This window comes from Allorhizobium borbori, assembly GCF_014196535.1.
Lineage (GTDB): Bacteria > Pseudomonadota > Alphaproteobacteria > Rhizobiales > Rhizobiaceae > Ectorhizobium > Ectorhizobium borbori.
In genome coordinates this window covers 1-26,415 of sequence record NZ_JACIDU010000028.1, presented here as the reverse complement: position 1 = coordinate 26,415, position 26,415 = coordinate 1, and the positions used below count along the sequence as shown (strand labels likewise).

The 26,415-nt window shown below is 61.5% G+C and carries 24 protein-coding genes and 1 pseudogene; 16 read left to right on the top strand and 9 right to left on the bottom strand.

Features of this window, described 5'->3' with window-relative positions; all coding sequences use genetic code 11:
- Positions 1-12: 12 nt before the first annotated feature.
- A complete protein-coding gene (locus tag GGQ66_RS21360) occupies positions 13-1,296 on the top strand; it encodes a TRAP transporter large permease (protein ID WP_183795484.1) in 1,284 nt (427 codons plus the stop codon).
- A 31-nt stretch (positions 1,297-1,327) separates the two neighbouring features.
- Here the strand turns inward: GGQ66_RS21360 and GGQ66_RS21355 are convergent, their stop codons facing one another.
- Positions 1,328-4,930, bottom strand: a complete 3,603-nt coding sequence (locus GGQ66_RS21355; RefSeq protein ID WP_183795482.1) for a hydantoinase B/oxoprolinase family protein — start codon at positions 4,928-4,930, stop codon at positions 1,328-1,330.
- A gap of 102 nt (positions 4,931-5,032) precedes the next feature.
- Between GGQ66_RS21355 and GGQ66_RS21350 the strand changes: the two genes are divergently transcribed.
- Both GGQ66_RS21350 and GGQ66_RS21345 read left to right on the top strand, forming a co-directional pair.
- The gene (locus GGQ66_RS21350) at positions 5,033-5,554 is read left to right on the top strand and encodes a winged helix DNA-binding protein (protein ID WP_183795480.1); all 522 of its coding nucleotides are present in this window, start codon (positions 5,033-5,035) and stop codon (positions 5,552-5,554) included.
- Between the two features lie 37 nt (positions 5,555-5,591).
- Positions 5,592-6,455: an urea carboxylase-associated family protein gene (locus GGQ66_RS21345; protein ID WP_183795478.1), complete on the top strand. Its 864-nt coding sequence runs from the start codon at positions 5,592-5,594 to the stop codon at positions 6,453-6,455.
- Positions 6,456-6,459: 4 nt separating this feature from the next.
- On the opposite strand, the gene GGQ66_RS21340 is transcribed toward GGQ66_RS21345, so the two are convergent.
- A complete protein-coding gene (locus GGQ66_RS21340; protein ID WP_210287363.1) occupies positions 6,460-6,711 on the bottom strand; it encodes a hypothetical protein in 252 nt (83 codons plus the stop codon).
- Positions 6,712-7,002: 291 nt separating this feature from the next.
- Between GGQ66_RS21340 and GGQ66_RS21335 the strand changes: the two genes are divergently transcribed.
- The 3 genes from GGQ66_RS21335 to GGQ66_RS21325 are packed head-to-tail and all read left to right on the top strand — an operon-like array spanning position 7,003 to position 9,145.
- Positions 7,003-7,635: a Rieske 2Fe-2S domain-containing protein gene (locus tag GGQ66_RS21335; protein ID WP_183795473.1), complete on the top strand. Its 633-nt coding sequence runs from the start codon at positions 7,003-7,005 to the stop codon at positions 7,633-7,635.
- 4 nt (positions 7,636-7,639) lie between these two features.
- Positions 7,640-8,512 (top strand): aromatic ring-hydroxylating oxygenase subunit alpha, encoded by an 873-nt coding sequence (locus GGQ66_RS21330; protein WP_183795471.1) that lies wholly within the window; start codon positions 7,640-7,642, stop codon positions 8,510-8,512.
- Between the two features lie 3 nt (positions 8,513-8,515).
- Positions 8,516-9,145, top strand: a complete 630-nt coding sequence (locus GGQ66_RS21325; protein ID WP_183795469.1) for a glutathione S-transferase family protein — start codon at positions 8,516-8,518, stop codon at positions 9,143-9,145.
- 2 nt (positions 9,146-9,147) lie between these two features.
- Here the strand turns inward: GGQ66_RS21325 and GGQ66_RS21320 are convergent, their stop codons facing one another.
- Positions 9,148-10,287 (bottom strand): DmpA family aminopeptidase, encoded by a 1,140-nt coding sequence (locus GGQ66_RS21320; RefSeq protein ID WP_183795467.1) that lies wholly within the window; start codon positions 10,285-10,287, stop codon positions 9,148-9,150.
- Between the two features lie 156 nt (positions 10,288-10,443).
- Between GGQ66_RS21320 and GGQ66_RS21315 the strand changes: the two genes are divergently transcribed.
- Together GGQ66_RS21315 and GGQ66_RS21310 are read left to right on the top strand one after the other, a co-directional pair.
- The gene (locus GGQ66_RS21315; RefSeq protein WP_183795465.1) at positions 10,444-11,427 is read left to right on the top strand and encodes a phosphotransferase enzyme family protein; all 984 of its coding nucleotides are present in this window, start codon (positions 10,444-10,446) and stop codon (positions 11,425-11,427) included.
- 11 nt (positions 11,428-11,438) lie between these two features.
- Positions 11,439-12,770 (top strand): aspartate aminotransferase family protein, encoded by a 1,332-nt coding sequence (locus GGQ66_RS21310; protein WP_183795463.1) that lies wholly within the window; start codon positions 11,439-11,441, stop codon positions 12,768-12,770.
- 1 nt (position 12,771) lies between these two features.
- Here the strand turns inward: GGQ66_RS21310 and GGQ66_RS21305 are convergent, their stop codons facing one another.
- A complete protein-coding gene (locus GGQ66_RS21305; protein WP_183795461.1) occupies positions 12,772-13,107 on the bottom strand; it encodes a hypothetical protein in 336 nt (111 codons plus the stop codon).
- 124 nt (positions 13,108-13,231) lie between these two features.
- Positions 13,232-14,002 (bottom strand): 3-oxoacyl-ACP reductase FabG, encoded by a 771-nt coding sequence (gene fabG / locus GGQ66_RS21300; RefSeq protein WP_183795459.1) that lies wholly within the window; start codon positions 14,000-14,002, stop codon positions 13,232-13,234.
- 297 nt (positions 14,003-14,299) lie between these two features.
- On the opposite strand from fabG, the gene GGQ66_RS21295 reads away from it, so the two are divergent.
- The 6 genes from GGQ66_RS21295 to GGQ66_RS21270 all read left to right on the top strand — a co-directional run bounded on the left by GGQ66_RS21295 (position 14,300) and on the right by GGQ66_RS21270 (position 19,910).
- The gene (locus tag GGQ66_RS21295) at positions 14,300-15,442 is read left to right on the top strand and encodes an ABC transporter substrate-binding protein (RefSeq protein ID WP_183795457.1); all 1,143 of its coding nucleotides are present in this window, start codon (positions 14,300-14,302) and stop codon (positions 15,440-15,442) included.
- An 87-nt stretch (positions 15,443-15,529) separates the two neighbouring features.
- A complete protein-coding gene (locus tag GGQ66_RS21290; RefSeq protein ID WP_183795455.1) occupies positions 15,530-16,642 on the top strand; it encodes an ABC transporter ATP-binding protein in 1,113 nt (370 codons plus the stop codon).
- 2 nt (positions 16,643-16,644) lie between these two features.
- Positions 16,645-17,547 carry an ABC transporter permease gene (locus tag GGQ66_RS21285; protein WP_183795453.1) on the top strand — a complete coding sequence of 301 codons (903 nt, stop codon included), beginning with the start codon at positions 16,645-16,647 and terminating at the stop codon, positions 17,545-17,547.
- Positions 17,548-17,551: 4 nt separating this feature from the next.
- A complete protein-coding gene (locus GGQ66_RS21280) occupies positions 17,552-18,358 on the top strand; it encodes an ABC transporter permease (RefSeq protein ID WP_183795451.1) in 807 nt (268 codons plus the stop codon).
- 9 nt (positions 18,359-18,367) lie between these two features.
- Positions 18,368-19,072, top strand: a complete 705-nt coding sequence (locus GGQ66_RS21275; protein ID WP_183795450.1) for a cysteine hydrolase family protein — start codon at positions 18,368-18,370, stop codon at positions 19,070-19,072.
- Between the two features lie 76 nt (positions 19,073-19,148).
- A complete protein-coding gene (locus GGQ66_RS21270) occupies positions 19,149-19,910 on the top strand; it encodes a DeoR/GlpR family DNA-binding transcription regulator (RefSeq protein WP_183795448.1) in 762 nt (253 codons plus the stop codon).
- A 35-nt stretch (positions 19,911-19,945) separates the two neighbouring features.
- On the opposite strand, the gene GGQ66_RS21265 is transcribed toward GGQ66_RS21270, so the two are convergent.
- Genes GGQ66_RS21265 through GGQ66_RS21250 form a run of 4 tightly spaced genes read right to left on the bottom strand, consistent with a single transcriptional unit; the run spans position 19,946 to position 25,001 of the window.
- Positions 19,946-20,479, bottom strand: coding sequence for a sarcosine oxidase subunit gamma family protein (locus GGQ66_RS21265; protein ID WP_183795446.1), 534 nt, complete (start codon positions 20,477-20,479; stop codon positions 19,946-19,948).
- A 7-nt stretch (positions 20,480-20,486) separates the two neighbouring features.
- Positions 20,487-23,456, bottom strand: coding sequence for a sarcosine oxidase subunit alpha (locus tag GGQ66_RS21260; RefSeq protein ID WP_183795444.1), 2,970 nt, complete (start codon positions 23,454-23,456; stop codon positions 20,487-20,489).
- Positions 23,453-23,725 carry a sarcosine oxidase subunit delta gene (locus GGQ66_RS21255; protein WP_183795442.1) on the bottom strand — a complete coding sequence of 91 codons (273 nt, stop codon included), beginning with the start codon at positions 23,723-23,725 and terminating at the stop codon, positions 23,453-23,455. Before GGQ66_RS21255 ends, GGQ66_RS21260 begins: the two co-directional genes overlap by 4 nt.
- Positions 23,726-23,750: 25 nt before the next feature.
- Complete coding sequence (locus GGQ66_RS21250; protein ID WP_183795440.1) at positions 23,751-25,001, bottom strand: sarcosine oxidase subunit beta family protein; 1,251 nt, start codon at positions 24,999-25,001, stop codon at positions 23,751-23,753.
- 180 nt (positions 25,002-25,181) lie between these two features.
- Here GGQ66_RS21250 and GGQ66_RS21245 point away from each other — a divergent pair, with 180 nt between their 5' ends.
- Positions 25,182-26,171 carry a GlxA family transcriptional regulator gene (locus GGQ66_RS21245; RefSeq protein ID WP_183795438.1) on the top strand — a complete coding sequence of 330 codons (990 nt, stop codon included), beginning with the start codon at positions 25,182-25,184 and terminating at the stop codon, positions 26,169-26,171.
- Between the two features lie 116 nt (positions 26,172-26,287).
- A pseudogene (locus tag GGQ66_RS21240) lies at positions 26,288-26,415 on the top strand (glutamine amidotransferase); the annotation flags it as partial.

The window sequence follows — 26,415 nt, the reverse complement described above, 5'->3', positions numbered from 1 at the left end:
TCGGAGCGTTTCATGAGTTGGCCTGTCGGAAGCCTGATCTTCCTGGCTTTGATGTTCACGGGCATGCCGATTGCCTTTTCCATGGCGCTTGTCGGGTTGGTCGGCACCATGTCGATTATCGGTGTTCAGCCGGCGCTGTCGTTGATCGGCCAGACCTTTTTCGACAACGGGCGCGAATATTCGCTTTCGGTACTCCCGCTGTTCCTGATGATGGGTAATTTCGTCGTGCAGTCCGGTGTTGCCGACGATCTCTACAAGGCCGCGCATGCCTGGCTGCGCCACCGCAAAGGGGGACTGGCGATTGCGACCATTCTCGCCTGCGGCGGTTTTTCCTCCGTTTGCGGCTCGTCGCTTGCCACGGCCGCCACCATGGCGAAGATCGCGCTGCCTTCCATGCGTCGCTACCGTTATCCGGACAGCCTCTCGACCGCATCCATCGCGGCGGGCGGCACGCTCGGCATTCTCATTCCGCCTTCGGTCATCCTTGTCTTTTACGGGATCATGACCCAGCAGGATATCGGCAAGCTGTTTCTGGCCGGCATCGTGCCCGGCATGGTCGGCATTGCCTTCTATTCTCTCGCTGTCGTCTTTTCCGTGCGCTACATGAAGCTGGATCTGCCGACGGAAACGAAGCTGTCGCTTAGGGAACGGCTGGTCGCCACGCGGGGTGTGGCAGGCGCCATGCTGCTGTTCGCTTTCGTGATGGGCGGCATTTATGCGGGGGTCTTCACGGCAACCGAATCCGCCGGCATGGGTGCCGCGGGCGCGATGCTTCTGACCATCCTCAAGGGGCGCTTCAAGCTGGGGGAAACGTTCCGCACGCTTTACGAAACGGCAAAGAACACGGCAATGATGTTCTTCATCCTGTTCGGCGCGCTGACCTTCACCAATTACGTCAACCTTTCGGGCATGACGACCGATCTCCAGAGCGCGCTGTCCGGCTTCACGCATCCCATGGCGATCATCTTCGTCATTCTGGCGCTGTTCCTGCTGCTCGGCTGCCTGCTGGAAAGCCTTTCCATGATCACGCTCACCGTGCCGATCTTCTATCCGGTCGTGGCCGGCGCGGGCTTTGATCTCATCTGGTTCGGCATCTTCGTGGTGATGGTCACGGAAATCAGCTATATCCATCCGCCGCTTGGCATGAATGCCTTCGTGCTGCGCTCCGTGGTGAAGGATGTGTCGCTCAAGACCATCTTCACCGGCCTCATTCCGTTCGTCGGCATGGACATCGTGCGCATCCTGCTTCTGATCGCCTTTCCGGCCATGGCGCTGTTCCTGCCCTCGCATATGTAAGAGAGGGGCCTAGCCCCTCTCTCTGTGTCGATCAGGGCTTGCCGTAACCGCCGCCGGTTGGCGTCACCACCGTCACGGCCTCGCCCGCCTTGAGGCTGGTCTGGGCGCAGCCGGGTAGAACCTCCACGGAACCATCGAGACGGCGCACTTCGGTGCGGCCCATTTCGCCGGCTTCGCCACCAGCAAGCCCATGCGGGCGGATGGTGCGGTGAGAGGAGAGGATGGCGCAATCCATGTCTTCGCGGAAGCGGATGGTGCGGGTGGTGCCGCCACCGGAATGGAACTTGCCCCTGCCGCCCGAACCGCGACGGATGTGGAAATCCTCCAGCACCACGGGGAAGCGGAATTCGAGGATTTCCGGGTCCGTCAGCCGCGAATTCGTCATGTGGACATGGACGCCATCCGCGCCATTGAAGCCGGTGCCGTCGTTCAACACGCCAGCCGCCGACCCCGAGCAGATCGTCTCGTAATACTGGTAGGTCTCGTTGCCGAAAGTAAGGTTGTTCATGGAACCTTGTGAGGCGGCCAGTGCGCCGAGCGCCCCGAACAGGGCATTGGTGACGTGCTGGCTCGTCTCGACGTTGCCCGCAACGACCGCCGCCGGGTAGACCGGCTTCAGCATGGAACCCTCGGGGATGACGATGTGGATCGGGCGCAGGCAACCGGCATTCATTGGAATGTCCTGTTCCACCATGACGCGGAAGACATAGAGCACGGCGGCGCGGGCGACCGGTTCCGGTGCGTTGAAATTGTTGAGTTGCTGCGGGCTGGTGCCGGTGAAGTCCACCGTTGCCTCGCGCCTGTCACGGTCAACGGTGATCTTCACCGCGATGGTCGAACCCTGATCGGTCTTATAGGTGAAAGCGCTGTCCGAAAGCCTTGCGATGACGCGGCGCACGCTCTCTTCGGCATTGTCCTGCACATGGCCCATGTAGGCCTGCACGACATCCAGCCCGAAATGGCCGACCATCTTGCGCAATTCCTGCACGCCCTTGGTATTGGCGGCGATCTGCGCCTTGAGATCGGCAATGTTCTGGGCCGGGTTTCGGGCGGGCCAGGCATGGTTGGTCAGCATGGCCTCCAGTTCCTGTTCGCGGAACCGACCCTGATCGACCACGAGGAAGTTGTCGAACAGCACGCCTTCTTCATCCACCGTGGTGGCCAGCGGTGTCATCGAACCCGGCGCCTTGCCGCCGATATCGGCGTGGTGGCCGCGCGAGGCGACGTAGAAGAGAATATTCTCCTGCGCATCATCGAAGACCGGCGTGACCGCCGTGATGTCCGGCAGGTGGGTGCCGCCATTATAGGGAGCGTTGAGCGCGAAGACATCGCCGGGGCGAATGCGGCCTTCATTGAGGCGGATGATGGTTTCGACCGAACGATCCATGGAGCCGAGATGCACCGGCATGTGCGGTGCATTCGCCACCAGCGCGCCTGCGGCATCGAAAACCGCGCAGGAAAAGTCCAGCCTTTCCTTGATGTTGACGGAATGGGCGGTGTTTTGCAGCGTTACGCCCATCTGTTCGGCAATGGACATGAAGAGATTGTTGAACACTTCCAGCATCACCGGATCGGCGGTGGTACCGATAGCCGGGCGGCGGGACAGAGCCTCGATACGGGTCAGGACGACATGGTTGCGGCTGTTGATCTTCGCCTGCCAGCCGGGCTCGACAACAATGGTCTGGTGCGGTTCAATGATGAGGGCAGGGCCTTTCACCAGCGCGCCGGGCGTCAGGCTCATGCGGCGGTAGATACCTGCGTCATGCCATGTACCGTTGGAAAAGAAGCGTGTCTCGCGTTCGGCGTCGGCGAGCCACTCTGCCATCGCATCCTCGGGTTCGTGGATGCCCGCACCGCCGCCAATGGCCTCGACCTCAAGTGAATCCACGATCACCGGACGGTTCTCGAAGATGAAGCCGAACTGCTTGCGGTGGGCATCCTCGAAGGCGGCGGTCATGTCCGCTTCGGGGCCGAGCGGTACGGGAAGGGCGGTATCCGTGCCCTTGTAATTGAGATGCAGGCGGCAAACGATGCGCGGATCGGTGACGCCCTGGCCGGCCAGTTCACCGCGCACCTCCGCTTCCAATCCGCCCAGCGCTTCCGTGATAGCGGGCGCAGCCTCGGAAAGCTCACGCAGGACTGCGTGCTGGCGCACGGCGCGCACATCGGCCAACCCCATGCCATAGGCCGAGAGAATGCCGGAGAAGGGGTGCGCCAGAACCGTTTTCATGCCGAGGCTGTCTGCGACGAGGCAGGCGTGCTGCCCCCCGGCGCCACCGAAGCAGGTCAGGCAATAATCGGTGATGTCGTAGCCGCGCTGCACGGAAATTTTCTTGATGGCATTGGCCATGTTCTCGACAGCAATGGCGAGAAAGCCGTCCGCCACCTCTTCCGGCGTGCGCCCGTCGCCCACCTGTGCCGCGAGCGCGGCGAAGGCGTCGCGCACGGCGTCCGCATCCAGCGGCTGGTCTTGCGCGGGGCCGAAAATGGCCGGAAAGAATTCCGGCTTCAGCTTGCCGACCATGACATTGGCATCGGTGACAGCGAGCGGTCCGCCCCGGCGATAGGCCTTGGGGCCGGGATTGGCACCGGCGGATTCCGGCCCGGCGCGGAAACGGGCGCCATCATAGGTGAGAATGGAGCCGCCACCGGCGGCCACCGTATGGATCTTCATCATCGGCGCGCGCATGCGCACGCCGGCCACTTCGGTTTCGAAGGCCCGTTCCAGCTCTCCGTCGTAATGGGAGACGTCGGTCGAGGTGCCGCCCATGTCGAAGCCGATCATCTTTTCGAACCCGGCGAGCCTGGTGGTTTCCACTGCGCCGACGACACCGCCGGCCGGGCCGGACAGGATGGCGTCCTTGCCCTGAAAGAGATGGGCGGCGGTCAGGCCGCCTGACGACTGCATGAACATCAGGCGCGGACCGTCTTCCCCGGAAAGCCCGAGTTCGGAGGCCACCTGATCGACATAACGGCGCAGAACGGGGGAGAGGTAGGCATCGACCACGGCGGTATCACCGCGCCCGACCAACTTGATGAGAGGTGAAACCTCGTGTGACACGGAAACCTGCGTAAAGCCGATACGCCGGGCGATTTCTGCCGCCTGCTTCTCATGCGTGGGGAAGCGATAGGCATGCATAAAGACGATGGCGACGGCACGCGTGCCGGTCTGGAACTCGGCTTGAAGTGCGTCTTCGAGTGCTGCCGCATCAAGCGCCTTTTCCACCGTGCCATCCGCCAGCACCCGCTCGTCGGCCTCAATCACGGAGGCGTAGAGCAATTCCGGCTTGACGATCTTTTTCGCGAAAATGTCGGGGCGGGCCTGATAACCGATATCAAGCGCATCCCGAAAGCCATGGGTGGTCACAAGCGCGACGCGTTCGCCCTTGCGCTCCAGAAGCGCGTTCGTGGCAACGGTGGTGCCCATCTTTACTGCGCCGATCCGGTTTGCCGACACAGCGTCGTTCTTGCCGATCCCCAGCAGGTCGCGGATGCCCTGCACGGCGGGGTCCCGATAGGCCTCGGGATTTTCGGAGAGCAGCTTGTGGGCGACGAGCGAGCCGTCCGGTCGGCGGGCGACGATATCCGTGAAGGTGCCGCCGCGATCGATCCAGAAATCCCAAAGCCCGCTCATTGTGTCAGTCTCCTCGAAAAAAGCCGTTGCACATAGAAAACATTTTGTCGATAAATCGTCAACGTATTATAGTTGAGGCAATTGAAGCCGGAGGGATTGGGCATGAGCGGCAAGGGGCAGGATTTCGCGCCCGTGGTGGCGTCGGGCCATCTGGCCAGCGGCGAACTGCCGGGGCTGTCCGAAATCGAGTTCGGCCTCATCATGCTGAACCACGCCTTCAATCGCTGGATCGTGCGGTGTATGGCGGCGGCTGGGGTGCCGGATCTGTCGCCGATCGATATTCTCGTGCTGCACAACATCAAGAGCCGGAACAGACCGAAGACTATCGCCGACATCTGCCTCATCCTCAACATCGAGGACACGCATGTCGTGACCTATGCGGTGAAGAAGCTGGAGCGGCTGAAGCTGGTGCGCTCCGGCAAGCGCGGCAAGGAAAAGCTTGTGTCTATCGCGCCCGCCGGTGAGGCGGCCTGTGCGCGCTACTTTGAAATTCGCGAGGCGCTGCTGGTGCAGTCCGTTCTGGGAGCGGAAGTCTCCGGCGAAAGCTTGTCTGCCATGGCCGGCAAGCTGCGCGCCTTGTCCGGTCACTACGATCAGGCCGCCCGTTCGGCGGCGTCGATGTGAACATTTCAGTTCCAAACCCTTCCGAAGGACCATGCCTATGTCTGTTGATCCCCGTATCGTTCCGCCTGCCGATGCCGCTGCCCGCCGGGCGATAAAGCCTGTGGTGGTCTATCCGAACGGGACCCTGCCATCGCCGGACCTTGCCCTTCTGGAGCGGGCCCGCGCCACGATGCAAAAGGTCGATGAAGTGATCGTTCCGCCGCGTGAGGGCGGCACGTTCCGGGCACCGAAGGGCCATTTTATCCGCATCGTCAGTGTCGAGGGACCGCAGGTGGGCGATCTCAATCTATGGAATGCAAACGATCTGACCGAGCGTTTCTACAGCGGCAAGACACGGGCGCTGCACGCCACGCATGTTTCGACCGGCGACCGGTTGTGGAGTTCGCTGCCAAGCCTTCGCCCCATGGCGACGATCAGCCATGACACACTTGGCTGGTACGGGTTCGATGCCGATGGCGGCGGCGTTCACGACGTGATCGGCACCCGCTGCGACCCCTATACAAACCGGCTGCTGTCCGGTGGCGATTACCATCATTGCTGCCATTCGAACCTTTGCCGGGCGCTTGGCAAGGCGCAGGGAATTTCGATGCGCGATGCCGAACCCTTCGTGCACGATGTCCTCAACGTCTTCATGTGCACCGGCTTTACGGCGGATACGAAGCAGTATTTCATGAAGGCTAGCCCGGTGCGGCCCGGCGACTATCTCGAGCTATTCGCGGAAATCGATCTGCTCGGTGCGCTTTCGGCTTGTCCCGGCGGCGATTGCAGTGCCGAGCATTCCAGCGATGCCGCCGCCTGCTACCCGCTGAAGGTTGAGATCTACCGGCCCGACATGGCTTTGCTCACCGATTGGCCCTTCCCGGAACCGAATGGCTATCGCGGCATTGCCGAGGGGCTTTGACCTCTCAGTCCTGGCTGCCGCCGATGCGGTGAACGTCATGAACGATGCAGTCCTGCGGCCCAAGGCTGCAGGCCATCTCGAAGGCGTCGACCAGATCGTTCTGGCCGCGAATGGCGAGTGCTACGCGGTCATCCTGGCAGGGGCCGAGCGTCAGATGCAGGTCGAGGCGGGCGGCGCGATGACGCGCAAAGCCGACAAAGCTGTCGCTGCGGATGGAGCCTTCGAACACGAACTGCACGGCTTCGTTGGTGCGCATGGCGTGTCTCCTAAATTTCGGCGGTCTGGCGGGAAAGAATGCTTGGAGGCCTGCTTAATTTTGCGGCCATGCCTCAATGGACGGCAGAATAGGGACAGGTTTCGGAAAAATTCAAGCGGATTCTTCGCTGCGCCGCGAAAGCGGACGGCCCGATTCTTGCATCCGAACGCTGTCATGAAGTCCTCGCCTTACCCCGTATTTGACGGCTTGCCCTCGTGGTGATTTTCAGCTCCAAATCGCTGGAACCAGCCGTGCGGGCGTGCCCGACAGACGCCGCTGAAGGAGACCTGGATGCCTGCCGAAACCTATAGCGATCATCCCATTCTGCCGCTTGCCGATGGTTGGCATGCTGTGGCGCTTTCCCGCGATCTGCCGGCCGGCGCACCCTTTCCGGTCATTCTAGGTGGTCGTGAGATCGTCATCTGGCGGGCAGAAAGCGGTGCTGTGCGCGCGTGGGTGGACCGCTGTCCGCATCGCGGCATGCGGCTTTCGCTGGGCTTTGTGCGTGGCGACACGCTCTCCTGCCTCTATCATGGCTGGCGTTATCGCGGCGAAGGCGGCGGCTGCGATCGTATTCCGGCCCATCCCGATCTCGTGCCGCCGAAGACGATCACGGTGGAGCGCTACGGCGCTGCGGAAGTGGCGGGCCTCGTATGGGTGCGGATGGGCGAGGGGGCGGATGCGCCCGCTGTGGCTGATGCCGGGCTGGACGGGGCGATGAGCGTGACCATCGACGCACCGGCCGAAAGCGTGAAGGCCATTCTGACGCTGCCGGATGACATGGAAGCCGAAGTGCAGCCGGTTCTCGCCGCGCGCTGTCGGGTGCATGTGACGGCAAAGCGCGATTGCCTCAAGGCAGCCATCGCCTTTGCTGAGGCGCTGCGTCGCCGTTTCGAAACCTCGGATCTTATCGCTGCGGAGTGAACCCATGACGATGACCAAGGACATGGCAGCGCTCAACGACTGGTATGTCGTGGGCATTTCCGCCGATGTGAGACCGGCTGCCCCGCGTTGCACGCGTTTGCTCGGCCAGGACATTCTGGTGACCCGTAAGGACGATGGCACCGTTGCCGTGACGCTGGAGGGAGGCGATGAGGATGGCCGCGCGGCCCGTGCCGAAGAGCATTACGGCTTTATCTGGACCACCTTCGGGGCACCCAATCGTGGCATCTTCCCGCTTGCGGAAGCTTTTGAACCGGATCGCCGGGTGGTGACGTGCGGCACGGTGGATGTGGGTGCATCCGGTCTGCGTCTCGTCGAAAACTTCCTCGACATGGCGCATTTTCCCTTTGTACACACCGATATTCTCGGCGCGCTCGACAAGCCGGAGGTGGAACAGTATCAGGCGGAAATCCGCGCCGATGTCGATGAGGTCTGGGCCACCAATTGCCGGTTCTGGCAACCGTTGGCCGCTGCCGCTTCGAAGGGCGGGCAGATGAGCCATTACGTCTACCGCGTCGTGACGCCGTTCAACGTCCTGCTTTACAAGACCTGCCCGGAGGCGCCCGACCGCTTCGATGTCATCGCGTTGTTCAGTCAGCCGGTCGAGGCAGATCGCTCCATCGCCTATCCGCTGATGGTGGTGGTGGATTCCATCAGCACGGATGAGGACATCGTGATGTTTCAGCAGAAAATCTTCCTGCAGGACCGCATCATTCTGGAGAACCAGCGCCCGCGCACCCTGCCGCTCGATCCGCGTGCCGAAATTCCCACCCGTGCCGATCTCTCCTCGGTCGCCTATCGCCGCTGGCTCAAGACGAAAGCGCTGCGCTACGGCTCCTACGAATATGAAGAGGCCTGACCCATGGCCATCATCCTCTACAATCACGATCTTCTGGCCGATGCCTACAAGGTGAGGCTGCTGCTGAGCCTTCTTGGCATGGACTTTGAGCGCCGTACCGTTGGTATTCTGCCCGGCAAGGGCAACGACGCTCCTCACTATCGGGAGATAAACCCTGCCGGCACCGTGCCGATGCTTGTGGAGGGTGATATCGTGCTGACCCGGCCCGAGGCGATGCTGGTGCATATTGCCGAACGCCACGACAAAGGCGGGCGCTGGCTTCCCGCTGATCCCGTGGCGCGGGCACATGTCTTCGAATGGCTGGCCTTCGCAGCCGGCGAGCTCACGGCGACGGAAGCTGCGCGATTGCAGGCCATGTTCGGCCTCGCTCCCAGCTTTGCCGATGCGTTTGCGGTTGCCAGAACCGCATTCCGGCTTATCGAAGGGCACCTTGTCCGACGGTCGCTCGATGGTCTGACCTTCATAGCTGCCGATTACCCGACGATTGCCGACATCGCCATCTTTCCGGCGGTGGCGCTGGCCGCCGATATCGGTATCGGCATGGAGGAATTCCCCCGCCTTCTCATCTGGGCACGACAGATCCACGCTCTGCCGGGCTTCGTCACGATGCCCGGCGTGCGCGAGGTGATTTGAGGTCAGGCGCCCTCGTTCAGGCGGCCATAGTGTGCGAGAACTCTAAGCAAGGCTTCGTGGTCGATCGCCTTGACGATCAATTTGTCATGCGGCGTTCCGCCCAGCGTCTCCGCTGCCAGCATGGCGTTGACGACGGCTTCCTCGACAGCATCCACGGTGGCCAGATAGACGGGATCGAGCGGCTCATCGGCGACGATTTCGACAGTCAGGTGTCCCGGCATCCGGTGTGGCATGGCGTGGGCATTGGCCGTTGAAAAGGCGAGAAAAATATCGCCGGAATTGTTGCCGCCCGGTGTGCCGTTTCTACCAATGCCAATGGCCGCGCGCCGGGCGAGACGCTTCAATTGATGCGGCATCATCGGCAGATCCGTGGCGATGACGACGATGATCGAGCCGCGTTCCTTCAACTGGCTTTGTGGTGTATCGTCAGTAAGGTGCTTGCCGACCGGAACGCCGGCAATCGTCAGCCAGTCGCGCTGGCCGTGGTTGGCCTGCACGAGAACGCCGAGCATGTAATCGCGGCCATCGAAGGTGATGCGGCGGGAGGATGTGCCGGTGCCACCCTTGAAGCCATAGGTGATCATGCCCGTGCCGCCGCCGCAATTGCCCTCCTGCACAGGGCCGGAAGCCACGGCGTCGAGCGCGGCGCGCGCATCCGCGTCCGTCACCGGCAGGGCGTTGATGTCGTTCAGCACCCCGTCATAGGTTTCCGCCACGACCGGCATGATCCAAAGATGATCGCCGGTCTGGTAAGTGGAGGGGTAGCGGTCGATCATCCATTTCACCGTGGCATGGTGGGTGATGCCGACGCCATGGGTGTTGGTAATCATCACCGGCCCCAGAAAATAACCGCCATCCTCGATCCAGTGCGTGCCGGTCATCTCGCCATTGCCGTTGAACCGGTGCACGCCGGCATAGACCGGCACGGGCGTTTGCGAATTCATATGGGGCAGAATGGCGGTGACGCCGGTGCGCACCGGTTGCGTGCGGCCGGTGCGGGGCTCGTTCTCGATGATCGTGCGGAAGCCGACGCCGAGGCCTGCCACGTCCGTTATGGCGTTATAGGGCCCCGTTTGCCCGGTAAAAGGCAGGCCGAGCGCACGGGCGCGGGGTTTCTTCGGGGGAGTGTGTGATATCGTCATGTCGGCCTGCCGGAAACGGAGAGTGGATCTGGATGTAGCCACAGAGCCAGGTCGGGGTAAACCGTTCAAATCTGTGGGAGTGGCAAAATTCAATGTTGCAAATCCAACATAAATCATGTTGGATTTGCCAACAATATAGTCTCGGACTCGCAATCGATGTTGTATGACGAACATTTTCTGACGCGACTTGCCAATGGCCTCACCGCGACGCTGCCCGTCTGGGGCCTTGGTTCGGATGCCTCGGTCAAGCTTCTGACCATTTCCGAAAACGCAACGTTTCGGGTCTCGAACCCTTCAGGCCGCGACATGATCGTGCGGGTGCACCGGCCCGATTATCACAGCGAGGCGGAGATCCTCTCCGAGCTTGCCTGGACGGAGGCGCTGCGCAAGGATGGCGTGGTGGTGACGCCGGAGGCGATCCCGGCGACGAATGGAAGCCTGTTGCAATCCTTCTCGGACGGCGAAACACAGCGTTACGCCGTTGCATTCGATTTCATGTCCGGCAAGGAGCCGGATGCCGAATCCGACCTCGTGAAGTGGTACGGCGTGCTTGGTGAGATCAATGCCCGCTTGCACGAACATAGCCGCGACTGGGCAAGATCGCCGGATTTTGTCCGCAAGAAGTGGGATTTCGATCATATTCTCGGCTCTGATGCCTGGTGGGGTGATTGGCGGGCGGCGCTTGGCCTGACGCAGGATGGCAAAGCCATTCTCGAACGCGCCCACACCGCGCTTGAAGCCCGCACGGCTGCCTTTGGCTATGGTCCCGATCGCTTCGGCCTCGTGCATTGCGATATGCGTGCAGCCAACCTTCTGGTGGAGGGCGACAGGCTGGGTGTGATCGATTTCGATGACTGCGGTTTCTCGTGGTTTGCCTATGATTTTGCTGCGGCAATCAGCTTCATGGAGCATGAGCCGATCGTGCCGGAACTGATGGCCGCCTGGCTGGAGGGCTATCGACACACTGCGCCGCTGCCGCCGGAACAGGAAGCGGCGCTGCCCATGCTGGTCATGCTGCGTCGTATGCAGTTGACCGCCTGGATCGCGTCGCATGCCGAAACCCCGACCGCGCAGGCGCTCGGGTCGGGCTACACCGATGGCACGGTGGCGCTCGCCGAACGTTTTCTGGCTTCGGTTTAAGGAGGCCGTCCATGTCTGCTGCTCCCCTGAAGGAAATTCTGGCGCTCAACCGTTTCGATGCCAGCCGTACGGAAGGCTTTCCGGAAGAACTTGCCGAGCGGGTCCGTCGCCGTTCGGCCACTTTTGGTGCGTCCTCGGTGCTGTTTTATGAGCAGCCCATCGAGATGGTCCGCGCCGAAGGCACCTATATGTACGATGCGGATGGCCGCAAATATCTGGATGTCTATAACAACGTGCCTTCCGTCGGCCATTGCCATCCACGTGTTGTTGCTGCGATGGCCAAGCAGGCCGCGGAAATCAACATTCACACCCGCTACCTCACGAAAATCGTAGAGACCTATTCGGAGCGACTGCTGGCGACCTATCCCGAAGGTCTTTCCAATCTGGTGATGACCTGCACCGGCAGCGAAAGCAACGACTTGGCCATGCGGATTGCCCGCATCGGCACGGGAGCGGAAGGCTTCATCGTTACGGAATCCGCCTATCATGGCAACACCGCGCTGGTGACGGAAATTTCGCCCTCGGCGCTGAAGAAGCGCAAGCCAGCGCCTTTCGTGCGCACGGTTCCGGCGCCGTCGGGCAATGATCCCGCCGCCGTTGCCGCAAGCTTTGCGGCCCATGTCGAGGCGGCTATCGCCGATCTCAGGAAGGAGGGCTATGGCACCGCCGCTTTGATCGTCGATTCCATCTTCTCGAGCGATGGGATCTATGCCGATCCCGCCGGCTTTCTCCAGCCGGCCGTGGCAGCTGTGCGCAAGGCGGGTGGCCTCTTCATCGCCGACGAGGTTCAGCCGGGCTTCGGGCGCACCGGCTTCAATCTCTGGGGCTTCGCGCGCCATGGCGTGACGCCGGATATCGTGACCATGGGCAAGCCGATGGGCAATGGCTTTCCGATGAGCGGCGTCGTCACGCGGCCTGACCTGTTGCAGAAATTTTGCGAGGAAACCGGCTATTTCAATACCTTTGGCGGCAATCCGGTCGCTGCTGCGGCGGGCCTTGCCGTACTCGATGTGATCGCCGATGAGGGGTTGACGGAAAACGCTCGCGATGTCGGCAGCTATTTCGCTGACAGCTTGCGAAACCTCAAATCACGCCACGTCACCATCGGCGCGGTGCGCGGGGCCGGTCTCTTCATCGGCCTCGATTTTATCGGACTGGAGGATGGCGAGCCGGATACGGCGCTTTCCACCCATGTCATCAATGAAATGAAGAAGAGCGGCATCCTGATCGGTGCGGCTGGAAAATACGGCGCGACGCTGAAAATTCGTCCGCCACTATGCTTCTCGAAGGCGGACGCCGATCACTTCACCGGCGTCCTCTCCACTATCCTCGGCAATCGCTGATTCAGGCGTCGTCCGTCGCGTCCAGAAGCTGGACGCTATGGTCGTCCTGAATGGCGCTGGCGCTAGGCGCCTTGGCGAAGGCGACCGCGTCGTCATCTCCATCTTCTGCCGTGGCGGGGTCGAGGCGGTGCTTGATGGCCAGCGCATAAATGGCGTGCAAGGTCGCCTCGCTCGTCACATCGGGGTCTGACAGGGCCAGAAGCGCTGCTTTGACGATGCGCTTGCTGGTAGCCTTCGGATATTTGTCCGTCACAAACCTGTAGAGCGCTTGGCCGGAAAGGCCGAGTTCGGCGCCATCCAGCAGCGCCTTGTATGTCTTCTTGATCTTGTCGCCCACTTTGAAACTCCAGATGCGCATTGATCCTGTTGCAAGTCTGGGGCGGAAGACTGTCATATTCAAGGGGTGGCGTGCGAGGTTAAGAAAGCGGCGGCCGCGCGCTGGGCGAGCCGCCGAAATCCCGTTACATGGCTTCCAGCGCGCCGAGCGATTCCGGCAGGATCTGCCCGCCATCGACCACAATGCTCTGGCCGGTGATATAGGCGGCTTCTTCCGAGGCGAAGAAGAGGGCGGCATTGGCAATATCCTCCGGCGTGCCGAGGCGACGCAGCGGAACGGAGGCTTCCATGGCAGCGATATATTCGGGGCCGTTGCCCTCCAGCCCTTCCGTCATGATATTGCCGGGCATGACGGCGTTGACAGTGATACTCTTCGGCGCAAGCTCGATGGCCGCCGTGCGCATGAAACCGAGCTGGCCGGCCTTCGATGCGCCGTAATGCGACCAGCCGGGATAGCCGGTGATCGGCCCGGTGATCGAGGAGGTGATGATGATGCGGCCCGAACCCTTCTTCGTCATTTCCGGCAGAACGGAGGAGACGGAGAGGAAGGTGCTCTTCAAATTGGTGGAGAGGACGTGGTCGAAATCGGCAGCGGTCATCTCGCCCAGTTTTGCCGCCGGGAAGATGCCGGCATTGGCGCAAAGAATATCGACGCCGCCGAAGCGCTCGACAGCGGCCTTCACCATGGCGTCCGTTCCAGCCGGCGTTGAAACATCGGCGGCAAAGCCCGAGGCGTGCGGGCCGATTTCGGCTGCGACGGCATCCGCATCCGCCTGGTTGCGCGAAACGACGAGGACATTGAGGCCCGCCTCGCCGAAACGTTTTGCGATGCCCTTGCCGATCCCGCGGCTGGCGCCGGTCACGATGACTGTTTTCCCCTGTAGCGACTTCAACATTTTTCGCTCATTTTCCGTTGTGGTTGCTGCTGAAATTTGCGGCATCTGCCCACCTGTTCGGCGGCGCTTGGTCCCAGAGCCCTGTTATCCACGGCAGGATGGAAAATTACCGTGGAAATACAAGGAAAATGGGCGACGATCCCGCACTCCCGAAAGGCAACTCCGGAACATTTCCATGGTCCGGAGCCGCCTCTAAAAAGCAGAATGACGCAGAAAATAAATGTTGTAAACCACACATTTTTACGACACACTTCCAACATGAAAAGCCGGAGCCGGCATCAACAAAGGGGAACGATGATGATGAACCTCACCAGACGCAATTTCATGCAGGCCGTGGGTGCGGCGGCGGTTGCCGGCCCGATGGCGACGGCCGGCCGGGCGCTTGCTGCCGGCCGCGAAAAGGAGCTGAACATCCTGTGCTGGGAGGGCTATAACTCCGCGCAGGTGCTCGATCCGTTCCGTTCTTCAAAGGGTGCGACCGTCAAGGCGGAATCGCTGACCAATGACCCGACCATGATCAACCGCCTGCGCGCTGGCGAAACCAGGATCTGGGACCTCATCAACGTCAATAATCCCTGGGCGCGCAAGGTCATGGCGCCTGCCGGCCTCATCAAGCCGCTGCCCAAGGCCGAGTTCGAGCCCTATTTCGACACCATGCTGCCCCAGTTCAAGTCGCCGTATCGCTGGGCCATGAGTGATGATGGTAAGGACCTGCTGGGCATGGCGCAGCGTTTCGGGCCCTATTCCTTTGTCGTCAATACCGACAAGGTGAGCCGTGCGACGGCGGAAGAGCAGGGCTGGGCGCTGTTTGCCGATCCGGCGCTGGCGGGCAAGTACGGCATTCTGGAATCGGACGACTGGAACGTCTTCGGCATCTTCATGGTCGCCGGCATTAACCCGTTCAAGGAACATACGGATGCCGAAATGAAGCTGTTCTCAGAGACGGCGGAGAAGGTGTTCAAGGGGGCGAAGATGGTGGGCGATATCGCCTCGCTCAATCAGGCGCTGGTCTCCGGCGAAATCGATTTGCATCTCACCGGTGGCACCTATTCCGTTTCGCCGGCCCGCGCCGATGGCTATCTCAACCTGCGTGCTGTAACGCCGCTCAAGGGGCCGATCGATGGCAAGGGCGGCATTTCGTGGATCGAGATCACCTCGACCGTCAACAACCCAGATCTTTCGCCGCTCGCGACCGAGTTCCTGAAATATGTTCAGCAACCGGAAGTGGCCCATACGGTCGCCTTTGCCGAGGGTACGTTCAATCCCGTCTCGCAGATGGGCAACAAGAAGTGCTTCGATCTCTTCACGAAGGACGAACTGGAAGCTATTCAGTGGGATAGCCTTGAGGAGGAAATGGCGCGTTCGGCCGAATATGACATCGTGCCCGATTACGAAAAGGCGCTGGACCTGATGACTGCCGCCAAGCGTCTGCGTGGTTGAGTGGTTCACCAACCCGTCTGAAGGCTGAGTGACAAAGCGTTTCGACGCCCGTCCGTGGCGGCGAAACGCTTCTTTCCGGAGCGTGAAATGACCCTTGCTGTGACTTCTTCCGCCATCGCTGCGGAGCCCCTTGCCAGTGCCGTGCCGCAGGCGAAACCCGTGCTGCAGCTTGTTGGCGTGCGGAAGGTGTTCGGCGAATTCGCCGCCGTTGATGGAGTCAATGTGGACTTCAAGGAAGGTGAATTCGTCTCCATCGTCGGCCCATCCGGTTCGGGCAAGACAACGCTTTTGAGAATGCTTGCCGGCATGGAGGGCCCGAGCGAGGGCTACATCACGCTGCGCGGCAATCTCATCAACGATGTGCCGGCCGACAAGCGACCGACGTGCCTCGTCTTTCAGTCGCTGGCCCTTTTTCCGCACAAGACGGTGGGCGAGAACATCGAGTTTCCGTTGAAGGTGCGCAAGATGCCGCCGGCCGAGCGCAAGGCGCGCGCGCTGGAACTGATGCGCATGGTGCGCCTGCCGGAAAGTTATTATGGCAAGAATGTCATGCGCTGTTCCGGCGGTGAAAAGCAGCGCGTGGCGCTGGCACGCGCCTTTGCCTATGACCCTGACGTTCTGTTCTTCGATGAGCCTTTGTCGGCGCTCGACTACAAGCTGAAGAAGGCGCTGGAAAAGGAGCTGAAGGATCTGCACCGGGTCAGCGGCAAGACCTTTGTGTACATCACCCATTCCCTCGAAGAGGCGATGGTGATGTCGGATCGCGTCGGCGTCATGAGCCGTGGCAAACTCGTGCAGATCGGCACGCCGGAGGAAATCTATACGAAGCCCGCAAACCGTTTCGTCGCCGAATTCTTCGGCGAGGTGAACAGTTTCGAGGTGAGGCGTGGTGCAGATGGCTGGAAAGCCGCCGATGGCAAGGCTCTCGTTGTTTCCGGCCTGCCGGAAGGGGTGAGCGACGCGGCAACCGTGATCGTGCGGCCCGAGACGATGCGCTTCGTGCCGACCGGCGCCGCCGTCGATAATGCCATCCAGGGCACGATCTACAACGAATATTCGCTCGGTTCGCGCATGCAGTATCAGGTCCATGCCGGTGAGCGCATCTATCTGGTGGAGGCTCCGCGCGGTGGTGCCGTGAGCGCCGGCGATGCCGTGACCATCGGTTGGGATGCGGCGGATGCCATCGTGGTGGGGGATTGAGAATGGCCGTTGCGATTGAGCACCAAAGCCAGACTGTCGATACGTCACCGAAAGGCATCCAGGTGTCGCCGGGCCTTCGGGCGTCCGGCCCCGTTGTGGTGTTGCTGGGTCTCGGTTTCCTTGCGCCGCTTCTGACGGTGGCGGCCTATGCCTTTGCCACACCGAAAAGCTTCGATGCCTTCCGCTCCTTCACGCTGGCAAACTTCGCGGTGATCTTCGATCCGGCCAACACGGTCTGGACCTCGTTCGCCTGGTCGATCGCCTATGCGGTGGCAACCGTCGTGCTGCTTGCGATCATCGCCTATCCCATCGCCTACGGTCTGCACCGATTGTTTGGCAAGTGGGCCGGCTTCGTCTCTGTTCTCTTCGTCTTTCCTCTGTTCGTCTCGGAAAATGTCCGGCTTTACGGCTGGGTTCTGTTCTTCATCAAGAATGGCGTGCTGGACGGCGCGCTGAAAGCGCTGGGCTTTTCCGGCGGACCGGAACTGCTTTACACGCCCGGCGCCATTCTCTTCGGGATGCTCTACGTCTATCTGCCGTTCATGCTGTTTCCGATGACGCTCGGCATTGCCATGGTGCCGAAGGACCTCATCGATGCGGCGCGGGATCTGGGGGCCGGTCGTTTCATGATCTGGCGTGAAGTGGAACTGCCGCTCGCCATGCCCGGCATTCTGATCGGCATGCTGCTGACTTTCGTTCTGGGAGCCGGTGCCATCGCGGAATCGAAGATCCTCGGCGGGCAATCGGTCATTACCATCGCGCAGGATATCGAGGTCGCCTTCACCTACGCGCAGAACTGGCCGCTTGGCTCGGCGCTGGCGCTCATTCTCGTCGTCATCGTCAGCGGGCTGGCGCTGACCGTGCTGTCGAAACTCGATCTTGACCGCATTCTGGGCCGGAGGTGATCTGATGGAAACCCGCGCACAAATCCGAACCCGCTTCGCCATTCGCGTCTGGACCGCCTTCGTTCTTCTTCTCGTTTACCTCCCCATCCTGTGTGGTGCGCTGGCGGGGCTGACGAAGGGGCGCTACTTCGTGTTTCCGGTGAAGGTTTTTTCCGGGGAATGGTGGGAGAAGACGCTGAGTTCGCTGGAAATCCAGACGCTCGTCCACAACTCGCTGCTGATTGCCGTCATCGTCACGCTGGTGTCGGTGCTTTTCGCCTTCTTCGGTGCGCTTGCCTTCGCCCGGTATGAATGGAAGGGTCGCAAGCTTTATCAGAAGATCATCCTGCTGCCGATCTTCTTCCCGCAGCCGGTGCTGGGCCTGGCGCTGCTGCTCTGGTTCAATGCGCTCGGTATCAATCCAAGCTGGATGACTGCCGTGATTGCGCATCTCGTGTGGATCGTACCGGTCGTGACGCTCGTCATCGCCATTCAGGTCTATGGTTTCGATCCGACGCTGGAGGAGGCCGCGCGCGATCTCGGCGCCAGCCGCTGGTTCATCCTGCGCGAGGTGACACTGCCGATCCTATGGCCCGGCATTTGGTCGGGCGCGCTCTTCGCCTTCCTTCTGTCCTGGGGCAATTTTCCGCTGTCGCTTTATACTGCGGGTGTGGATTCCACCATTCCGAAGTGGCTCTATTCCAAGATGGTGGCGGGCTATACGCCCATGGTGCCCGCACTCGGCACGATGAGCACGCTTTCCGCCGCGGCCCTTCTGCTCGGCGGCGGTCTTATCGGCATGCTGCTGCGCCGCCGCCGCGCGGAAGCATAGGGAGCTGGCATGGGCTGGAAAACCGAACGCCGTTCCTTCTACTATCACGGTGCGCCGGAGCCGGACGATCCGGTTCTGGAAGAGGGCAAGGTCGCGCTGCTCGTCATCGATGTGCAGAACACCTATCTGGAGCGACCCGACCCGGCGACGCTTTCCGGCGATGAACTTGCCCGCTACCACGCGTGGACGCCGTTTCATGAACGCATGCACACGACCGTTATTCCGAACAACCGCACGCTTATCGACAGTTTCCGGGCGCGTGGGCTTGATGTTCTCTTTGCCCGCATTGCCTGCCTGAAACCCGATGGTCGCGATCGCTCCCTTTCCCAGAAGAAACCCGGCTGGAACAATCTGCTGCTGCCGAAGGACGAATGGGCCTCGCAGATCGTGCCGCAGCTTGCGCCACTGGACGACGAGATTGTCGTGACCAAGACGACCGACAGTGCGCTGACCGGCACGAACCTGCGCCTTGTGCTGGCCAATATGGGCATTGCTCACGTTGTCTGTACCGGCATTTTTACCGATCAATGCGTTTCGTCTACCGTGCGCAGCCTTGCCGATGAAAGCTTCGATGTGATCGTGCTGGATGATGCCTGCGCGGCGGGTCACCACGACCTGCACGTCAGCGAATTGGAACGGCTTCACATGATTTACGCGAATGTGATGAACACGGACGAACTTCTGGCGCTATTGCCGGAGCGTAATGCCGGGTGATCCCGGTGCGGGGCTTGCAGGGGCCTGCCGTTCCTGACAGAAACGCAACAGACAGATGCAAGCGGGGATTGAGCGGATGAAGAAGCCGAAATCGGTGCGTCAGGAGCGCATCCTGAACGAGCTGAATCAGTCGCCCAGCCTGCGCGTCGCGGAACTTGCCCGCCGTCTGGCGGTTTCGACTGAAACCATTCGTCGCGATCTTGATGAACTGACCGGACAGGGCCTTTTGAACCGGACGTATGGTGGTGCCGTTCGCTCGCTCAGCACCGAACCATCCGTCACCGAACGCCATGCGCTTTTCGTTTCCGAGCGCGAGCGGATTGCCCGCACCGCCGTGCCGCTGCTCAAAGGCGCACGGGTGCTGATGATCGGGTCCGGCTCCACCACCGTGCATGTGGCGCGGCGCATCGCGGTCGAAATGAAGAACCTGACCGTTCTGACCCACGCCTTCGGCGTGGCGACGGTGCTCGCCATCAATCCGACGATCCGGGTGATCCTTATCCCCGGCGAATATCTGGCAGGAGAAGGCGCGACGCATGGCGCGCACGCCATTTCGTTCCTGCAGGATTTTCATGCCGATTACACGATCCTCGGCGCATCCGGCCTTGGTATAGACGGGCCGTCCGATGCGCTGATCGAATGCAGCGCGGTCTATCAGACCATGGTATCGCAGGCGGCGCGCACGATCGTCGTTGCCGACCATTCCAAGCACGACCGGCTTTTTCCGGCCCGCTACGCCCAGTGGCGCGATATCAACCAGCTCGTGACCGACGCGCCGGCCACCGGCGTTCTGGCCGAACAGTTCCGGCAGTTCGGCGTGGAGCAGGTGGTGGCGTAGGAACGGTCCTCAGAACCGTTCCCGCGTTCGGCGGATTACCTGAACTCCGCGCACATATCCGCAAGCTCGTCCCACAGGCTCTCCGCGAAGCCGCGCAGAACCATGAGTTCAAAGGCGTTTTCGCCGGTTCGGGTGATATGGGCTCCGATATGGCCGATGAGCGTCATCGTGGCGTGACCGACCGGGAAGGCGGCCAGCGCCAGATCGGCCGCCGTACCCTTGGCCAGAACGGCCGTCGCCTTTTCTCCGCTGAGACCGATACGAATGCGGCCGTGGCTCTGGTCGACAATATCCACCATGGGCTTCAGCCGGTCAGCAAGACCGGTGAGTTCGGCGTGGGAGAGGGCATTGTCGCCCACGATGAACCATTGGCCCGGTGTCACGAACCGCACGGCCAGAGCCTCCAGGCCAAGAGCGGTGCGGATGGCTCCGGAGAGGTCGCCATCCGCGCTTCCCGCCAGCGCATGCAGAACATGGCCTTCGGGAAGCACCTCGAGCTTCACGCCCATGAAGCTCGAGGATTTCTTTTCGCCAAGCGCGGCGCGGTGTTCGATTATGAAATCGGTCATCGGAACCTCAGACTTTCAGCTTTTCGTTAGCCGGATCGAAGAACACCGGATCGCAAAGGCGGGCAGGGGTGTATTCGTTGCGCAGGCCGTTCCACACCAGCACTTCCTCGCCGTGGCGGGAGGCACCGCGTTTGACCAGCGCGAGCCCGATGGTGGAGCCGATATGCGGTGAATAGCAGCTTGAGCTGATGTGGCCCTGATCGTTTTCCAGCGTCGCCGCAGCACCTTTTTCCAGGATGTGCGAGCCGCTGCGGAACGACGTTGCCGGGTCGAGTGGCCTGACGCCCACAAGCTGGTGGCGGTTCGGGTCGTTGAGGCCCTCGCGCTCCAGCATCCGCTTGCCGATGAAATCCGCCTTGGTGGCGGAAGCCATCCTGGCAAAGCCGAGATCGGCGGGCACGACGGTGCCGTTGATTTCGTTGTGGGTCACATGGCCCTTTTCGATGCGCAACACGCCAAGCGCTTCCACGCCATAGGCGCAGATGCCGTGCTCCTTGCCGATCTCCATCAGCGCATCGGCAACACTTTCGCCATACCCGGCAGGCACGGCCAGTTCATAGGCCAGTTCGCCGGAGAAGGAGATGCGGAAGAGCCGGCCTGTCAGCTTGCCACCAAAGAGCGACACTTCCTTTGCCCCCAGGAAGGGGAAAGCTTCGTTGGAGATATCCTCGTCGACGATGGTCTGGAGGATAGCTCGTGACTTCGGGCCGGCCAGCGCCATCTGGGCCCATTGGTCGGTGACGGAGGCAAGCCGCACATCGAGGTCCGGCCAAAGCGCCTGCGCGCAGAACTCCAGATGGTTCATGACACCGGCGGCATAGGCCGTGGTGGTGGTCATGAAGAAGCGGTTTTCCTCGAGACGGCTGGTGGTGCCGTCATCATAGATGAAGCCGTCCTCCCGCAGCATCAGACCGTAGCGGGCCCTGCCGACCGGAAGTTTCAGGAAAGCGTTGGAATAGACACGGTTCAGGAATTCCGCCGCATCCTTGCCGGTAATCTCGATCTTGCCGAGCATCGAAACGTCGCAAAGCCCGGCATTGAGGCGAACGGTCTTTGCCTCACGATCCACGCTTTCGCGCCAGGTCTTTTCGCCCGACCGCGGGAACCAGCTCGAACGATACCACAGGCCGGTTTCCACGAACTGCGCGCCGTTCTTTTTCGCCCAGTTGTGCAGGGGCGATTGGCGCACCGGCTGGAAATGCTTGCCATGCGAAGTGCCGGCAAGCGCGCCGAAGGAAACCGGTGTGTAGAACGGGCGGAACGTCGTGGTGCCGACATCTGCGGGCGAAATGCCGCGCGCTTCGGCCAGCAGGCCGATGGCGTTGACGTTGGAGAGCTTGCCCTGATCGGTCGCCATGCCGTTCGTCGTGTAGCGCTTGGCCAGTTCCACATGGCCATAGCCTTCACGCACAGCAAGGCCGATATCCTTGCGGTGAACGTCGTTCTGGTAATCGATGAAGGCCTTGCCCTTGATGCCCGGAATGTTCCAGACCGGCTTCGCCGCTGCCGGGATCACATCGCCTTCGACCGCACCGAAGACGGTCCTTTCAGCGTTGAAACCAAGGCCTCCAACCAGGTGGATGGCTTTGGCGACGCCCGCCTCGAGGCAGGCGGAAAGCCCGTTGACCGTGGCGGCGGCGCCGGCCAGCGACAGTCCCTTCCGGTCTTCGGCGACGATGAAGGCCGCATGGGTATCCGACCATTCCGGACGGCCGCCGCGCTGGCAGGCGAGGTGAATGACCGGGCTTAACCCGCCTGACATGGCGAGCGCATCGACTGCAAGCTTCTCCGTCTGCCCATCCTTGAAGACGGTGATGGAGGAAAGCGCCTTGCCGCCTTCGGCGTCGGATACGAAGCCGCCGCGCACGATGCGGGCCGGACCGGAGTAGACGCCGTTTGAGGCACCGGCGACGCGGCTGTCGATGATCGCGGCAAGCTTGACGCCAGCGGCTTCCAGATCGCGCGCCAGCGCGTAACCGCTGTCATTGGTGGTGAAGATGGCAACTTTCTGGCCGGGGGCGACGCCATAACGGTTCAGGTAAGTGCGCATCGCGCCCGCCATCATCACGCCGGGAATGTCGTTGCCGCCGAATACCAGCGGACGTTCTTCCGCGCCGGTGGCGAGGATGGCCTGCTTGGCCGCAATGCGCCACAGCCGTTCCACCGGAACCTCGGGACGCGGATCGCGCACATGCTTCTGCACCCGCTGCACGGCCCCGAAGACGTTGCCGTCATACCAGCCGAAGCCGGTGGTGCGGGCCAGCACCTGTACGTTCGGCAGGCTTTCGAGTTCGGCCAGTGTCCGGCTGACGAAATCGGGGGCAGAGATGCCGCCGATGGTGGCGGTTTCTGCAAGAAGCCCGCCGCCGATCGTCGCGTTTTCATCGATCAGGATGACGCGTGCGCCGGCCCGTCCGGCGGTGAGCGCTGCTGCCAGACCCGTGGCGCCGGAACCGATAACCAGCAGGTCACAATGCGCCCAGCACTTTTCATAGCGGTCCGGGTCGGCTTCATAGCTTGCCTTGCCGAGACCGGCGGCCTTGCGGATGAAGGGTTCGTAGAGTTTTTCCCAGAAGGCTGCCGGCCACATGAAGGTCTTGTAGTAGAAACCGGCGGAGAGGAAGGGAGAAAGCAGGCTGTTCAGCGCGCCGATATCGTGGTCGAGCGAGGGCCAGCGGTTCTGGCTCTGCGCGACAAGGCCCTGATAAAGCTCCTGCATGGTGGCGCGGGTGTTAGGCTCGGTGCGTCCGCCCTCGCCGATGGTCATCAGGGCGTTCGGTTCGGCGGCGCCGGCGGTCAGCACACCGCGCGGGCGGTGATACTTGAACGAACGGCCCATGAGCAATTGCCCGTTGGCGAGCAATGCAGAGGCGAGGCTGTCGCCCTCAAGGCCGACGAAACGCTTGCCATCGAACGTGAAGGAAAGTGGCTTGGAACGGTCGACAAGACCGCCCTTTGTCAGACGGTAGGACGTCATTCCGCGGCCTCCTTCTTCGCAGAGGCGTCGCGCACGCCCTCGATTTCATGGGTCGCGGTGTCGCGTGTCACCACCAGCCAGCGGCGGCAGCCGGAAGTGTGGTGCCAGTATTCGTCATAAAGGCCGCGCGGGTTGTCGCGCAGGTAAACGTAGTCGAACCACGTTTCGGGGCTTGCGTCCGCCGTGGGGCGGGCAAGCGCCGCACCCTTGACGGTGAATTCTTCCTTGGGTCTTTGCCCGCAATGCGGGCACGGCACGAGGCTGGCCATTGCCGGTATCCTTGCTTTGCGAAATTCAGTGAAGGTTCGGTTGGGCGCCCTGGCCCTTTTCATCGACGATATAGCCGCGCTCGAAGCGGTCGAGACGCATCTGGCGCGTCACCTCGTGCGGTTCGTTCTTCGAGATGAGGTGGGCAAAGCACCAGCCGGAACCGGGCGTGGCCTTGAAGCCGCCATAGCACCAGCCGGCATTGAGATAGAGATTGTCGATGGGCGTCTTGTCGATAATCGGTGTGCCGTCCATCGACATATCCATGATGCCGCCCCAGCTTCTGAGAACCCGGACACGGGAAAGGCCGGGGATCATCGCCTTGCCGGCCTCGATAACATGCTCCACGGTGGCGAGATTGCCGCGCTGGGCGTAGGAGTTGTAACCGTCGATATCGCCGCCAAAGACGAGGCCGCCCTTGTCGGATTGCGACACGTAGAAATGCCCGGCCCCGAAGGTGACAACGCCATCGATGAACGGTTTCAGTCCCTCGGAAACGAAGGCCTGCAATACATGGCTTTCGAGTGGCAGCTTCATGTCCACCATGTTCGCCACCTGTGAGGAGTTGCCGGCGACCGCCACAGCGAGCTTGCCACAGCCGATGAAGCCCTTCGACGTCTCGACACCTGTGACCTTGCCGTTCTCGCGGCGAATGGCGGTCACTTCGCAATTCTGGATGATGTCGACGCCGTGGCTGTCGGCACCGCGAGCATAGCCCCAGGCTACGCCGTCATGGCGCACCGTGCCGCCCCGGCGCTGAATGAGGCCGCCATGGATGGGGAAGCGGGCATTGTCGTAATCCAGGAAGGGCAGCATGTCGCGCACCTGCGCCCGGTCGAGCAGTTCGGCATCGACCCCATGCAGACGCATGGCATTGCCGCGTCGCGTATAGGCATCGCGCTGGGCATCGGAGTGGAAGAGATTCAGAACGCCGCGCTGGGAAACCATGGCGTTGAAGTTGAAATCCTGTTCCAGCCCTTCCCACAGCTTCATCGAAAGCTCGTAGAACGGATTGTTGCCCGGCAGCAGATAGTTCGAGCGAATGATCGTCGTGTTGCGGCCGACATTGCCGGAGCCGATATAGTTCTTCTCCAGAACAGCGACATTGCGAATGCCGAATTCCTTGGCCAGATAATAGGCCGTGGCAAGACCATGGCCGCCGCCGCCGATGATGACGACATCATAATGCGACTTCGGCGCCGGCTCGCGCCAGGCGGGCTTCCACGACGTATTGCCGCGCAGGCCGTTCATGAGAATGGAGAAAGCTGAATAACGCATGGGGGCGGGCACCTCTTCCGATATGAGAAAAGGCTAACGCAGTCCTGCATGGAGCTATTGCACCAAAGGGACATTTCTATATAAAAATAGGCCATCGTGAACGCGGGGCGATGTTTTGGAGGCAGCGCTTCTTTTTACCTTAAGGTGGCGCGAGCGAAGGGTGGAGGGTGAAAGCGTTTTATGGCCGTTGTTCATCCCGACCCGCGCAGCACCCAGAGAATCGGATTCGTTCTCATCCCGAATTTCGCGCTTATGTCCTTCGCCTCGGCCACCGAGCCACTGCGCGCGGCCAATCTCATTGGCGGGCTCGACCTCTATGAGGTCGTCATGCTGTCCATGGACGGACGCCCGGTGAAGAGTTCGTCCGGCACAGCCTTTGAATGCGAGGCGCTGGAACGGCTCGGGGAGACGTGTCATACCGTTTTCGTCGTAGCCGGTGGCGGGCCGCAGGATTGGGTGTTGCCCGAGGCCGATTACGGCAAGCTGCGCCGCCTGCCGCGGCTCGGCATCCGCATCGGCGGTATTTCGAGCGGTTCCTATGTGTTGGCCGCAGCCGGTCTGCTGGATAACCGTGATTTTACCATCCACTGGGAACATGCGCCGGTGCTGCGCGAGGCTTTTGGTCACTTGAGCCCTCGCCATGCCCGCTATGTCATCGATGGCGACCGCATCACTTGCGCCGGCGGGGTCGCGCCGCTCGACATGATGCATGCGATGATCGGGGAGCGCATGGGCTCCCATTTCGCGCGACGGGTGTCGGACTGGTACCTGCACACCGGCATTGCCGAGTCGGAGGCGCCGCAGCGCGGTTCGGCGGCGGAGCGGTTCGGCACCCATCACCCCGTGCTTCTGACGGTTCTGGAAAAGATGGAGGCGAGCATCGAGCAGCCGCTCGACCGGGCGACGATGGCGCGGTTTGCCGGCACCAGCGTGCGCCATCTCGACCGGCTTTTTTCCACTCACATGAAAGAAGGCTACCTCGATACCTACCGGAATATTCGTCTGATGCACGCGCGACGACTGATCGAGCAGAGCCCGCTGTCCGTCACAGAGGTTGCGTTTGCGACCGGTTTCTCCAGCGCCGGTCATTTTTCCCGTGCATTTTCAACGCTTTTCGGACTGACGCCGAATGCGCTGCGCAGGCGGATGGCCGAAGAACCGCGATCCTAGCCGACGGGCCTGGCTTAATCGAAATATTGAACCTTAGGAAAAATTTATTCTTACCAGTTGATTGTTGCGGCGCCCTGTGGTAGCCATGTCCTCACGAGCAGACGGAGGCATATGCCATGTGTGGGATAGTAGGATTATTTTTGAAGGACCGTTCTCTTGAGGGTCGGTTGGGTGAGTTGCTGAGCGACATGCTTGTAACGATGACGGACCGTGGTCCGGATTCGGCCGGGATCGCGATTTATGG